Genomic DNA, 12,621 nt, shown 5'->3' with positions numbered 1-12,621 from the left:
CGAGGAGCCCCGCCCCCACCAAGGGAGCGGGGCTCCTCCGTTCCTACATCCCTCCCGCCCCGCCCCACCCCGGGTGATCATGAGGCTGGCCGCAGCAAAGCCGACATATCACCTCGCCAACCTCATTATCGACGGCCCGACAAGGCGCCCGGCGGGACCGAACGGTCCGGGGTGGTCAGGCGGGTTTGGCGGTTTCCACGACGAACGGTGTGCCCTGCTGGCAGGTGGTCATCAGGTTGGGCTGGGAATGGCCGGTGACGGTCACCCGGGCACCCGCCTTCAGCACGTCGCGCGGGCCGCCGACCAGCAGGTTGCCGTCGAGCAGCAGGCAGCCTGGCTCCACCCCGGCCTGCAGCGTGCCGGTGAGCGTGGTGGTGGCGCCGCTCGACGGCCCACCCTTCGTGGGAGCTGTCGGGTCGGTCGGGCTGACGCTGGGGTCGGGGCTGGGCGTGCTGGTCACCGGGGCGGCTCCCGTCGGGCCGGGGCTGGCGGGGTCGGCGCCCGGGCTGGCGCACGCGCCCAGGGCGACGCAGGCGAGCAGGGCGACGATCGCCGTCCGAGGAGTGTTCATGGGCGGTTGGACGTACCGGGCCGCCGATCCGTTCCGGCGGATCAGCCGCGGGCGGCCGCGGCGGCCTTCAGGTCCCGCTTGAGCTCCTGCGGCAGCGAGAAGATCAGCCGCTCGTTGGCGGTGGTGACCTCCTCGACGTCGGTGAAGCCCCGCTCGGCCAGGTGCGCGAGCACCTGCTGGACCAGCTCGTCCGGCACGCTGGCGCCGGAGGTGACGCCGACCGTACGGGCGCCGGCGAGCCAGGCGTCGTCGATCTCGTGGGCGAAGTCGACCAGGTGCCCGGCCCGGGCGCCGGCGTCCAGGGCCACCTCGACCAGGCGGACCGAGTTGGAGGAGTTGCGCGAGCCCACCACGATCACCACGTCGCAGTCGGGGGCGATCTCCTTCACCACGTGCTGCCGGTTGGAGGTGGCGTAGCAGATGTCGTCGCTCGGTGGCGACTGGAGCAGCGGCAGCTTCTGCTTGAGCCGGGCGACGGTCTCCAGCGTCTCGTCCACGGAGAGGGTGGTCTGGGAGAGCCAGACGACCTTGCTGGGGTCGCGCACGGTGACCTTGTCAACGCCGTCCGGCCCGTCCACCAGCTGGATGTGCGCGGGAGCCTCACCGGCGGTGCCGACGACCTCCTCGTGCCCCTCGTGGCCGATCAGCAGGATGTCGTAGTCCTCGGCCGCGAACCGCCGCGCCTCCTGGTGCACCTTGGTGACCAGCGGGCAGGTCGCGTCGATCGCCTTGAGCGAGCGCGCCTTCGCCTGCTCGTACACCTCGGGGGCCACGCCGTGCGCGGAGAAGATGACGGTGGCGCCCTCCGGCACCTCCTCGTTCTCCTCCACGAAGATCGCCCCCTGGGCCTCCAGCGTCTGCACGACGTGCTTGTTGTGCACGATCTGCTTGCGGACGTAGATCGGGGCGCCGTAGAGCCGCAGCGCCTCCTCGACGGTCTGCACCGCCCGATCCACGCCCGCGCAGTAGCCGCGGGGCTTGGCCAGGAGCACGCGCTTGCCGGTCCGGGGAGTCGCCTCAGCCTCAGTCACCCAACCATCGTACGTGCCCGATTTTCCCCCGACCGCGACCGCGTGACCCTGGCCCGCCCTCGCCTGAACCGTCGATCATGAGGTTGGCGGCGGCAGCGGAGATCGACATCGCCGTCAACCTCATGATCGACGCGGGTGGTGTCGGCCCCGGGCCGTAGGGTGGGCGGGTGAGCGAGGTGGGGCGGGGTAGCGAGGCGGGGCGGGGCGGCGCGGAGGCGGGGCGGAGCACGTCCGAGGAGCCGTGGCCGGTCCGGGTGGTCAGCCAGAAGATCGGCGCCTGGATCGCCCGGCTGGGCTGGGTCTGGGTGGACGGGCAGGTCGCGCAGATCAGCCGCCGGCCCGGCGCGACCACCGTCTTCCTCACCCTGCGTGATCCCTCGGCCGACCTCAGCCTGACCGTGACCACCAACCGGGACGTGCTCGACGCGGGTGCGCCGGAGCTGCGCGAGGGCGCCCGGGTGGTGCTGCACGCCAAGCCCGAGTTCTACGCCGCCCGGGGCACGCTCAGCCTGCGCGCCGACGAGATCCGCCAGGTCGGGCTCGGCGAGCTGCTGGCGCGGCTGGAGAAGCTCAAGAAGCTGCTGGCCGCGGAGGGGCTCTTCGACCGGGCCCGCAAGCGCCGGCCGCCGTTCCTGCCCGGCCGGATCGGCCTGATCACCGGCCGCGCCTCGGCCGCCGAGCGGGACGTGCTGACCAACGCCCGGCGGCGCTGGCCGGCGGTGGAGTTCCGCACGGTCAACGTCGCGGTGCAGGGGCCGAGCGCGGTGCCGCAGATCGTCGACGCGCTCAAGGTGCTCGACACGGATCCGAGCATCGACGTGATCGTCATCGCCCGGGGCGGCGGCAGCATCGAGGACCTGCTGCCCTTCTCCGACGAGGCGCTCTGCCGGGCGGTCTTCGCCTGCCGTACCCCGGTGGTCAGCGCAATCGGCCACGAGACGGACGCGCCGCTGCTGGACTACGTCGCCGACGTCCGCGCCTCGACGCCGACGGACGCGGCGAAGCGGATCGTCCCCGACCTCACCGAGGAGGTACGCCTCATCGGCCAGGCCCGGTCCCGGCTGGAACGGGCGGTCCGCAACCTGGTCGACCGGGAGCAGCACCGCCTCGACCTGCTGCGCTCCCGCCCGGTGCTGGCCCGCCCGCAGGTGATGGTTGACCAGCGGGCCGCCGACGTCGCCGCGCTGCGCGACCGGGCCGGGCGCTGCCTGGAGCACCGGCTCGGCGGTGCCGCCGACGACCTGCGCCACACCCTGGCCCGGCTGCGCGCGCTCTCTCCCGCGGCGACCCTCGACCGGGGGTACGCGATCGTCCAGCGCGCCGACGGCCACGTGCTGCGCGCCGCGTCCGAGGTGGCCAAGGGTGACCCACTGCGGGTCCGCCTCGCCGAGGGTGAGCTCACCGCGACCGTGGCCGGCTGAGCGATGTGTTGGGATGGGAGCCGATGACTGACGCGAAGAAGGACGAGCGGCTCAGCTACGAGCAGGCCCGTGCCGAACTGGCCGGCGTGGTGGAGCGGCTGGAGGCCGGCGGCACCTCGCTGGAGGAGTCGCTGGCGCTCTGGGAGCGCGGCGAGCAGCTCGCCGAGACCTGCCAGCGCTGGCTGGACGGGGCGCGGGCCCGCATCGACGCCGCCCGGCAGCGCGCCGAGGAGTGACCTGGGTGGACGACCGACGGGGCGGCCGGGGCCGCCCCGTCGACGTCGTCGTGCTCACTTGAACAGGTTGTAGAACTCCGGCGGCGCCTCGACGACCTGGTCGGCCGGGGGCTTCTGCGCCGCGCTGGCGTTGCCGTAGTCGGTGTAGGCGATCTTGATGTCCTGCGCGGCGCTCTGGCCGGCGGCGGGAATCTGCATGACCAGTTCACTGAGCCGCCCCTGCGGGTCGACCTTGGCGGTGAACGGCACCGACTGTGCCTGCGCCCCGAGCGCGGTGATCACCGCCGGGTCGGGCGAGCCCGCCTCGGCCGCCTTGGACACGTCGACGGTGCCCGCGTACGTGCCCTCGCCGGTCTGGCGGACCTCGGTGATGCCCTGGGTCAGCACGGCGCTGCCGGCCGGGTCGAGCTTGTCGAAATCGAAGCCCAAGGCCCGATTGCCCTTGATCCGGGTCTGGTCGAGGTGCTGGTACTTGCCGAGGTTGAGCTTCTGCACGCCGGGCACACTGCTCGCGGCCTTGCCGCCCAGCTCCAGCTTCACCCAGCTGTCCGGCTTGTAGTGGATCAGGTCCAGCTTCATCATCAGGTCGGACGTCGGGTCACCGATCGTCATCCGCATCTCCGCGCTCTGGCTCGGTTCGTGCACCTGCCCCTCGGCGGTGGAGCCGGCGCCGGACATGCTGAACCGGAAGTTGCCGTCGCGGATCGCGTTCGTGGAGTTGAGCAGGGCCTGCTTGGCGTCGCCCGACGTAGCGCTCGGCGCGACGCTGCCGGAGACGCTCGGGGACGCGGTGGCCCCCGCGGTGCCGGTCCCGTTGTCGTTGCAGGCGGCCAGGGCGGGGCTGAGCAGTGCCGCGGCGAAGGCCGCCGTGCTGAAGCGTCGAATCTTCATGAGAACTCTCCAGGTGGGTCGTCCGGCCCACGGAGGTGCCGGAGGCGGGGCGCCGCTGCCCTGACGCCGGCTGCGGCGCACGAGCCCGTCCGGCCGGCGTCGCGCCCCGGCGGGCTCGTGCCCTCATCTGTTCCCGGAAGCGGCCTTCGGCAATCCCTGTCCGTTCCGGGCGGACGACCCCGCGTCGGGTGGGGACGACCTACGCCGCCCCCACCCGCACCCTGATCAGCTCTGGAACATCTGGTACAGCTGGTCGGACGCCTCGACGACCTGGCCGGCCGGGGGCGCCTTAACGGCGGCGGCGCTGCCGTAGTCGGCGTACGTGACGGTCACGGCCTGCGCCTCGGCGCCGCTGGCGGCGGGCACCTGGACGGCGAACTCGGTCAGCCGGCCCTGCGCGTCGAGCTTCGCGGTGAACGGCACGGCGCTGGCCTGGGCGCCGAGCGCCTTGACGGTCTCGGCGTCGAGCAGGTCGGAGTCGCTCGCCTTGGTGGCGTCGATCGTGCCCGCGTACGTGCCCTCGCCGGTCTGCTTCACGTCGGTGATCGCCTTGATCATCTTGTCGGTGCCCGCCGGGTCGACGTCGGTGAAGTCGAAGTTCAGCTCCTTGGCGTCCTTGATCTTGCTGCGGTCCAGGTGCTGGTACTTGCCCTTCATCGCCTTGAAGCCGGGGACGGCGTCGGCCATCGCCCCGGCGAGCTCGAGCTTGACCCAGCTGTCCGCGTCGATGAACACGAGGTGCATCGACATCGCGAGGTCGTCGTTGGCCGTCTGCCCGCTCTCCAGCTTCATCTCGGCGCTCTTGGACGGCATGTGTACGGTCCCGCTGCCGTTGAACTCACCACCCTTGATGCCGAAGGTGAAGTTGCCCTTCTGGATCTCCTTGGTGGCGGCGGCGAGCGCCTCCTTCGGGTCCGCCGGAATCCCCTGGGCGGCGGCGGACTTGCTGTCGGCGCTCGGCGAGCCGGCCTCGGACTTGCAGGCGGCCAGAGCAGGGACGAACAGGGCGGCGGCGAGGACGCCGACGCTCCACCGTCGAATGTTCACGTTGTTCTCTTTCCGGTGTTTGGTACGGACGCGTGATGCGTGCCAGTTTGTCCGGCCCGGGCAGCCTAGCGGACCGGCCCCGGCGCTTGGGGGCACCGGAAACGGGCGGATCAGCGCACGGCGGTGGCGAGCTGGCGGAGCTCGTTGTCCCGGGCGTCGCCCACGACGATCACCGTCCGGTTCGGTTCCAGCAGGACGAGGGCCTGCTCGTTGCCCCGAGCGGTGTACCGCTGCCAGCTACCGTCGGCCAGGTCGGCCGGCCCCTGCGGCTGGCCACCTTTCAGCTCGGCGGGGAGCAGCTTGTCGGCGGCCACGTTGCTCTCCACGAGCTGCGCGCCGCGCCCCTCCGGGGTCAGGTAGCCGATCCGCAGCGTCCCGCCGCCCGCCTCGGCCTGGTAGCGCGCGCTGACCGTACGCCAGCCGGAGCTCAGCCCCTCCGGCGGGCTGACCGGAAACGCGCCCGCCGACCGGGCCTGCTCGATGGCGGGTGCCGGATCGACCGTGGCCGGCTCGTCCCCACCCAGGACGCCTCGGTAGAAGGCGAGCAGCAGTGCGATCGGGACCAGCAGCACCAGCAGCGAGAGCGCCATGTCCCGCGGCGACCGCTCGGAGCGCGCCCGGTCCTTCCGCGCGGGCGGCGCGGCGTGGTCGCCCGCGTCGGCCAGCGGCGCGACCCCGCCCGACGACTCCACGAGGGCGGGCTCGCCGGCCGTTGGAGGGATCGGCCCGGCGGTCGACCGGACGGGTGGCTGGCCGTCCGGCGGGGTGGCGTCGGTCGGTACGCGATCGGCAGGGTGTGCGGCTTCCACCCGCCCATTCTCGCAGCCGTCCGGGTGACGTGATCCTGGCCTCCTCCGCCCCGACCCGGCGCGCGACCTGTCATCGTGTGAGGATCAGCGACAAAGCCGGCGGCGGCGATGGCCGCAGCGTGCCGGTCCCACCCCGCAACGTCGCGAGGAGGAAGCCGTGATGACAACCACCAGGACGCGGACCCCGCAGAACCTCGACCGCAACCTCGCCCTCGACCTGGTCCGGGTCACCGAGGCCGCGGCGATGGCGGCCGGCCGCTGGGTCGGCCGGGGCGACAAGGAGGGCGGCGACGGGGCAGCCGTCGACGCCATGCGCAAGCTGATCAACTCGATCCCGATGCGCGGGGTCGTGGTGATCGGCGAGGGCGAGAAGGACAACGCCCCGATGCTCTTCAACGGCGAGGAGGTCGGTGACGGAACCGGCCCCGAGGTCGACGTGGCGGTCGATCCGATCGACGGCACCACCCTGATGAGCAAGGGCATGCCGAACGCCCTCGCGGTGCTCGCGGTCGCCGAGCGTGGCGCGATGTTCGACCCGAGCGCCGTCTTCTACATGGAGAAGCTCGCCGTCGGCCCGATGTACGCCGACGTGGTCGACATCAACGCCGGGGCGGCCGAGAACATCCGCCGGATCGCCAAGGTCAAGGGCACCGACGTCGCCGAGGTGACGGTCTGCGTGCTGGACCGGTCCCGCCACGACGACCTGGTGAAGCAGATCCGGCGTACCGGGGCGGGCATCCGGTTCATCTCCGACGGCGACATCGCGGGTGCCATCGCCGCCGCCCGTGGCGAGTCGGACGTCGACGTGCTGATGGGCATCGGCGGCACCCCGGAGGGCATCACCGCGGCCTGCGCGCTCAAGTGCATGGGCGGCATGATGCAGGCCAAGCTCTGGCCGAAGGACGCCGAGGAGCGGGAGAAGGCGCTCGCCGCCGGGCACGACCTGGACCGGGTGCTGTTCACCGACGACCTGGTCACCGGGGACAACTGCTTCTTCGTGGCCACCGGTGTGACCTCCGGCGACCTGCTGCGTGGCGTGCGCTACCGGGCCGGCGGGGCGTACACGCAGTCGATCGTGATGCGCTCCAAGAGCGGCACGATCCGGGTGATCGACTCGTACCACCGGCTGGAGAAGCTTGCCCTCTACTCGGCAGTCGACTTCGACGGACGACCCCTGGCCGAGCAGGAGTGACCGCGACCGGCACGGCGGCGCCCCCCACGCTGTCGGCCGCGCGGCGGATCGCCGGCGTCGGGCTGGCCACCGCCTCGGGGGTCGCGGTGGCCGTCCAGTCCCGGATCAACGGCGAGTTGGGCGTACGCCTGGCCGACGGGATCGCCGCCGCGGTGGTCTCGTTCGGCCTCGGCCTGCTCGTGCTGCTGGTGCTGGTCCCCGGCACCCCGGGCGGCCGGCGGGGCCTGGCCGCCCTCCGGGCGGCGCTGCGCGAGGGCTCCCTGCGGCCGTGGCAGTGCCTCGGCGGGGTGTGCGGCGCGTTTCTGGTGGCCACCCAGGGGCTGACCATCGGCACGCTCGGCGTGGCCGTGTTCACCGTCGCCGTGGTGGCCGGGCAGTCCGGCAGCAGCCTGCTGGTGGACCGGGCCGGCATCGGCCCGACCGGCCGCCAGCCGGTCACCCCGAACCGGCTGGTCGGCGCGGTGCTCACCGTGCTGGCCGTGCTGCTGGCGGTGAGCGACCGGCTCGGCGACCCGCGCGCCCTGGCGCTGGCCCTGCTGCCGCTGGCGGCCGGGGTGGGCATCGCCTGGCAGCAGGCGGTGAACGGCCGGGTCCGGGGAGCCGTCGGCAGTGCCCTGGCCGCCACCCTGGTCAACTTCGCCGTCGGCACCGTCGCGCTGCTCGCCACCTTCGCCGTGGAGGTGGCGGTCCGGGGCCGCCCGGGCGGCGCCCTGCCCAGCGAGCCCTGGCTCTATCTGGGTGGCCCGATCGGCATCGTGTTCATCGCGCTGGCCGCCGCCATCGTCCGTTTCACCGGGGTGCTGCTGCTCGGCCTGGCCACCATCGCCGGGCAGATCGTCGGCGCGGTCCTGCTGGACGTGGCGCTGCCGACGGCGGCCTCGCACCCCGGGCCGGCCACCCTGCTGGGCGCGGTGCTGACCCTGGTCGCGGTCCTCGTCGCCGCGCTCGGACCGCCGCTGAAGCTGACGGTCAGCCGCGCAGCCCCGCCACCGTCTCCTTGATCGCCTGGTCCAGCGGGGTCGGCTCGATGCCCAGGGTGGCGGTGGCGGCTGACGAGTCCATCAGGTACGGCCGGTCGAACTGGTAGGCGGTCTCCCGCAGCTCGCGGGCCATCGGGTTGGCGAGGCCGCCGAGCCAGAGCACCGGATAGGGCATCCGGGTCAGCTTCGCCGCCGGCGCGCCGGTCAGGGCCGCCGCGCGGACGGCCAGGTCCCGCATCGGTACGGCCGGCCCGCTGGGCACGTGCCAGGCCCGCCCCCAGGCCCGCTCGTCGGTCGCGGCGGCGACCAGGGTACGGGCGACGTCCGGGATGTACGTCCAGGTGTGCGGGGCGTCCCAGTCCACCGGCAGGAAGACCCGCCGGCCGGCGAGCACCCGGGGCAGCACCATCATCGCCAGCGAGGTGCCGCCGACGCCGAAGTAGTCGGAGCCGCGCACCTCGGTGACCCGGGCCCGGCCGGCCCGGTGCGCGGCGAGCGCGTCGGCCCACATCCGGTTTCGCACCCGCCCCTTGGTGCCGGTCGCGGCCGGCGGGGTCGCCTCGGTCATCGGGCCGTCGACCGGGCCGTACCCGTAGAGGTTGCCGACGGTGGCGAGCACCGCGCCGGTCCGCTCGGCGGCGGTGAGCAGCGCGGCGGCCAGCGGCGGCCAGTCCACCGGCCACCGGTGGTACGCCGGGTTGGCACAGTTGTGCAGCGCGACCGCGCCCTCGGTCAGCGCGGTCAGCCGGGCGGGGTCGGCGGCGTCGGCGGCGACCCGCTCGACCGCCGGGTGCTCGGGTCCGGTGCCGCGGCGGGTCACCACCCGCACCCGGTCGCCCCGCTCGGCGAGGAGGTGGGCGGTGGCGGTGCCGACGGGTCCGGCGCCGACGATCACGTGCAGGGCCATGGTGGCCACCCTTCGAAGCATGGATCCAATCCGAGAGCGGTGCTCTCCCTACGACCTCCCCAGCATGGACCGCAGGCCGCTCACTGTCAAGAGCACTGCTCTTGGTTTTGATTAGCGCTCTCGGCCGTGGCAGAGTGGGGGGCATGGTGGCTCACACGCTCCGCGCCCGGGTCCGTGCCGGCATGATCGACGAGATCAAGGCGGTGGCCCGCCGCCATCTCGCCACCGACGGCGCGAACCTCTCCCTGCGCGCGGTGGCCCGCGACATGGGCATGGTCTCCTCGGCGATCTACCGCTACTTCCCCAGCCGGGACGACCTGCTCACCGCGCTGATCCTCGAGGCGTACGACGCCCTCGGCGAGGCGGTGGAAGCGGCCGACGCCGCCGTCGACCGGGCCGACCTACGCGGACGCTGGCACGCCGCGTGCGAGGCCGCCCGGGCCTGGGCGCTGGCCCACCCCGCCGAATACGCGCTGCTCTACGGCAGCCCGGTCCCCGGGTACGCGGCCCCGAAGGACACCGTCGCACCGGCGGCGCGGCCCCCGCTGACCCTGGTCGGCATCCTCCGCGACGGCCTAGCCGCCGGCCGGCTCAGCCCGCCCGACGAGGAGCTGCCCGAGCCGGTCCGCGCCGACCTCGCCGAGCTCGCCGCCGGCTTCTCCCCCGGCCTGCCGGAGGCGCTGCTGGCCCGCGGCCTGGCCGGCTGGACCCAGCTCTTCGGGCTGATCAGCTTCGAACTGTTCGGGCGGCTGAACGGGGTCATCCCGCACCGCGACGAGTACTTCGACCACCAGACCGCCCTGATGGCCGACCTCATCGGCCTGCCCGCTGCGTGACCCGCCCTCACCTCGGCAACGTGCGGAACGTCGGCGGTCAGGTGCCGTCGGAGGAGTGCCCGGGAAACAGGTGGGCCGTCGGGTCGATGACCACCGCGGCGTTGTTCACCGCCGTGGCCGCCTCGCCGAAGCCGGTGGCGATCAGCCGGACCTTGCCCGGGTACTCGGTGATGTCCCCGGCCGCGAAGACCCGCGGCAGGTTGGTGGCCATCGCGCTGTCCACCAGGATGTGCCGCCGGTCCAGCCGCAGCCCCCACTCGGCGAGCGGGCCCAGGTCGGCGGTGAAGCCGAGGGCGGCGACCAGGGTGTCCACCGGCAGGGTCTCCACCCCGCCGCCACGTACGGTGATTTCCACGCCGGTCACCTGATCCTCGCCGTGCAACCGGGTCACCTCGGCGTTGACCACCAGCCGGACGGGCAGCGACCGCACCCGGGCGACGGTCGACGCGTGGGCGCGGAACTTCTCCCGCCGGTGCACCAGCGTCACCGAGCGGGCGATCGGCTCAAGCGTCACCGCCCAGTCGAAGGCCGAGTCGCCGCCGCCCACGATGACCACGTCCCGGCCGGCCAGCTCGACCGGCTGCGGTACGAAGTAGACGATCCCGCCGCCCAGGAAGCTGTCGGCCACCGGCAGCGGCCGGGGCGTGAAACTGCCCAGTCCGCCGGTCACCATCACCGCGCCGCAGCGCAACTGCTCACCGCCGGCCAGGCCGAGCACCGGCCGTCCGTCGAGGTACGACAGCTTCTCCGCCCGCGCGCCGAGCAGGTATTCGGGATGGAACGGCGCGGCCTGGGCGACCAGGTTCGCCACCAGCTCCCGCCCTTTGATGGCGGGGAACCCGGCGACGTCGAGGATGAGCTTCTCCGGGTACATGGCGGTCACCTGCCCACCCGGCTCGGGCAGCGCGTCGACCACCGCCACGGAGAGCCCGCGGAACCCGGCGTAGTAGGCGGCGAAGAGCCCGGCCGGACCGGCGCCGATCACGGCGACATCGACCTCGCGCATGGCGCACCGTCACTTCCCGCTCACGGATCAACGCGTGCTGGTCCCGACGGTAGGCGGGCCGGTGCCTCCGGGCAAGCACCTGACGCCAACGGCTCGATGCTCGGTCAGGGCAGAGTCAGCGTGGGCGACTCACTGCGTGCCCCCGCCGGTCCATCAGCCCGGCGGCGGCGGAACAGGATCGCCGCCGCGACCCCGCCGAGCAGCCCGAACAGGTGCCCCTGCCAGGAGATGAGCTCGTCGGTGGGGAGGATGCCGAGCAACTGCCAGCCGTAGAGCAGGCCGACCAGCAGCACCACCGCGAGGTTCCACCAGCTCCGCTCGACGACGCCGCGGGTCAGCAGGATGCCGAGATAGCCAAAGATCACCCCGCTCGCGCCGACCACCACCGAGTTCGGGGAGCCGGTGAACCACACGCCCAGGCCGCTGACCAGGATGATCACCAGAGTGGACCAGAGGAACCGGCGGGTGCCGGCGGCCAGCACGAAGGTGCCGAGCAGGATCAGCGGGATGCTGTTGCTGTAGAGGTGGTTGAAGTCGGCGTGCAGGAATGGCGAGAAGAACACCCCGTCGAGCCCCTGGATCCGGTGCGGGATGATCCCGGCGGTGACGTCGAGGTTGGCGTGCAGGCCGACGTCGAGCGCCTCGATGAGGAACAGCACCGGCACGACCGCGCACATGGCGACGAAGGCCCGGCCCAGGGCGGCGTAGAACGCCTCGGTGCCGAACCGTCGGGGATCGTCGCTCGTCGAGCCATCGCGCCAGGTCACGTACCAACAGCTATCAGCAATCCCGGCCGGCCGCCACCCGGGCGCCCCGGCACGCCCCGACATGACGACGGCGGGGTGGGCGGATCCCCGCCCACCCCGCCGTCGTCACCGTCCGATCAGTACCAGCCCTTGCTCTGCGAGTGCTGCCAGGCACCGCACGGGTTGTTGTACCGGCCCTCGATGTAGCCGAGGCCCCACTTGATCTGGGTGGCCGGGTTGGTCTTCCAGTCGGCCGCGACCGAGCCCATCTTGCTGCCGGGCAGGGCCTGCGGGATCCCGTACGCGCCGGACCCCTCGTTGTAGGCCTTGTGGTTCCAGCCGCTCTCCTTGGTCCAGAGTTTGTCCAGGCACGGGAACTGGTCGATGCCGAAGCCCTCCTGCAGCATGATGGCGCAACCGATGGCCCGGTTGCCGCTGTACTCCTCGCAGGAGGCCGGGATCGGCCCGTCGTACGGCTTGGTGGCGGCCGCCGCCTCGCGTGCCTTCTTCCGGGACGCGGCGGCCGCCTCGGCCTCCCGGGCCCGCTGGGCGGCCTCCTTGGCGGCCGCCGCCGCCCGCAGCTTCGCCTGGTACTCGGCGGCCCGCTGCCGGGCCGACTCCAGGCGGTGGTCCGCCTGCCGCTCGCGCTGGTACGCGTACTCCGCCTGGTCGACCTCCAGGCCGGCCTGCGCAGTCAGGCCCTCTTGCTGGACCTGTCGGTCTTCGCCCAGATAGAAGCCGCCGGCAACGCCCACGGAGAGCAGCGCGACAGCGGCCGTACGGGCACCGAACCGGCTCCACAGCCGACTCACGAAGTGTCCCTTCGTCGGGGGCAAGGACGCGACGCGACGCGTGGCCGTCGGTGGGCCGCGCCGGCGTCGCGAGCGCCCCGACCCGCGGTCGCAGCCGACGCACCGGCGTTCGTGGCTCTCCGCCGTCCGTGGCGAA

General features: G+C 73.1%; 14 protein-coding genes. 5 read left to right on the top strand and 9 right to left on the bottom strand.

Annotation, left to right across the window (positions count from 1 at the left end):
- Positions 1–175: 175 nt before the first annotated feature.
- Positions 176–571 (bottom strand): hypothetical protein, encoded by a 396-nt coding sequence (locus tag ACGF4F_RS09000; RefSeq protein WP_393076016.1) that lies wholly within the window; start codon positions 569–571, stop codon positions 176–178.
- 41 nt (positions 572–612) lie between these two features.
- Complete coding sequence (locus ACGF4F_RS08995; protein WP_357437781.1) at positions 613–1,602, bottom strand: 4-hydroxy-3-methylbut-2-enyl diphosphate reductase; 990 nt, start codon at positions 1,600–1,602, stop codon at positions 613–615.
- 167 nt (positions 1,603–1,769) lie between these two features.
- On the opposite strand from ACGF4F_RS08995, the gene xseA reads away from it, so the two are divergent.
- Positions 1,770–3,023, top strand: coding sequence for an exodeoxyribonuclease VII large subunit (gene xseA, locus ACGF4F_RS08990; RefSeq protein ID WP_357437778.1), 1,254 nt, complete (start codon positions 1,770–1,772; stop codon positions 3,021–3,023).
- A 23-nt stretch (positions 3,024–3,046) separates the two neighbouring features.
- Entirely contained in the window at positions 3,047–3,259 is a 213-nt protein-coding gene (locus ACGF4F_RS08985) for an exodeoxyribonuclease VII small subunit (RefSeq protein WP_357437775.1), read from the top strand.
- A 54-nt stretch (positions 3,260–3,313) separates the two neighbouring features.
- Here the strand turns inward: ACGF4F_RS08985 and ACGF4F_RS08980 are convergent, their stop codons facing one another.
- From ACGF4F_RS08980 to ACGF4F_RS08970, 3 genes are all read right to left on the bottom strand, one after another.
- The gene (locus tag ACGF4F_RS08980) at positions 3,314–4,150 is read right to left on the bottom strand and encodes a hypothetical protein (protein WP_393076012.1); all 837 of its coding nucleotides are present in this window, start codon (positions 4,148–4,150) and stop codon (positions 3,314–3,316) included.
- Between the two features lie 225 nt (positions 4,151–4,375).
- Positions 4,376–5,197: a hypothetical protein gene (locus tag ACGF4F_RS08975; RefSeq protein WP_393076009.1), complete on the bottom strand. Its 822-nt coding sequence runs from the start codon at positions 5,195–5,197 to the stop codon at positions 4,376–4,378.
- A gap of 110 nt (positions 5,198–5,307) precedes the next feature.
- A complete protein-coding gene (locus tag ACGF4F_RS08970; protein WP_393076006.1) occupies positions 5,308–6,006 on the bottom strand; it encodes a DUF4245 domain-containing protein in 699 nt (232 codons plus the stop codon).
- 160 nt (positions 6,007–6,166) lie between these two features.
- Between ACGF4F_RS08970 and glpX the strand changes: the two genes are divergently transcribed.
- Together glpX and ACGF4F_RS08960 are read left to right on the top strand one after the other, a co-directional pair.
- Positions 6,167–7,198, top strand: a complete 1,032-nt coding sequence (gene glpX / locus ACGF4F_RS08965; protein WP_357437765.1) for a class II fructose-bisphosphatase — start codon at positions 6,167–6,169, stop codon at positions 7,196–7,198.
- The gene (locus ACGF4F_RS08960) at positions 7,195–8,199 is read left to right on the top strand and encodes a DMT family transporter (protein ID WP_393076003.1); all 1,005 of its coding nucleotides are present in this window, start codon (positions 7,195–7,197) and stop codon (positions 8,197–8,199) included. Before glpX ends, ACGF4F_RS08960 begins: the two co-directional genes overlap by 4 nt.
- Here the strand turns inward: ACGF4F_RS08960 and ACGF4F_RS08955 are convergent.
- Positions 8,168–9,085, bottom strand: a complete 918-nt coding sequence (locus ACGF4F_RS08955; protein WP_357437909.1) for an NAD-dependent epimerase/dehydratase family protein — start codon at positions 9,083–9,085, stop codon at positions 8,168–8,170. The two genes, ACGF4F_RS08960 and ACGF4F_RS08955, sit on opposite strands and share 32 nt — an antisense overlap.
- Before the next feature lie 143 nt (positions 9,086–9,228).
- On the opposite strand from ACGF4F_RS08955, the gene ACGF4F_RS08950 reads away from it, so the two are divergent.
- The gene (locus ACGF4F_RS08950) at positions 9,229–9,921 is read left to right on the top strand and encodes a WHG domain-containing protein (protein ID WP_357437759.1); all 693 of its coding nucleotides are present in this window, start codon (positions 9,229–9,231) and stop codon (positions 9,919–9,921) included.
- 37 nt (positions 9,922–9,958) lie between these two features.
- Here the strand turns inward: ACGF4F_RS08950 and ACGF4F_RS08945 are convergent, their stop codons facing one another.
- The 3 genes from ACGF4F_RS08945 to ACGF4F_RS08935 all read right to left on the bottom strand — a co-directional run bounded on the left by ACGF4F_RS08945 (position 9,959) and on the right by ACGF4F_RS08935 (position 12,485).
- On the bottom strand, positions 9,959–10,927 hold the full coding sequence (locus ACGF4F_RS08945; RefSeq protein ID WP_393076000.1) for an NAD(P)/FAD-dependent oxidoreductase: 969 nt from the start codon (positions 10,925–10,927) through the stop codon (positions 9,959–9,961).
- 104 nt (positions 10,928–11,031) lie between these two features.
- Entirely contained in the window at positions 11,032–11,694 is a 663-nt protein-coding gene (locus tag ACGF4F_RS08940) for a rhomboid family intramembrane serine protease (RefSeq protein WP_393075997.1), read from the bottom strand.
- 116 nt (positions 11,695–11,810) lie between these two features.
- The gene (locus tag ACGF4F_RS08935; RefSeq protein ID WP_357437750.1) at positions 11,811–12,485 is read right to left on the bottom strand and encodes a lytic transglycosylase domain-containing protein; all 675 of its coding nucleotides are present in this window, start codon (positions 12,483–12,485) and stop codon (positions 11,811–11,813) included.
- Positions 12,486–12,621 lie beyond the last annotated feature (136 nt).

The sequence above is a fragment of the Micromonospora sp. NPDC047740 genome (genome assembly GCF_043204735.1).
Taxonomy (GTDB): Bacteria; Actinomycetota; Actinomycetes; order Mycobacteriales; family Micromonosporaceae; genus Micromonospora.
The sequence above is the reverse complement of the archived record's forward strand: the minus strand, read 5'-3'. Positions and strand labels throughout refer to the sequence as shown.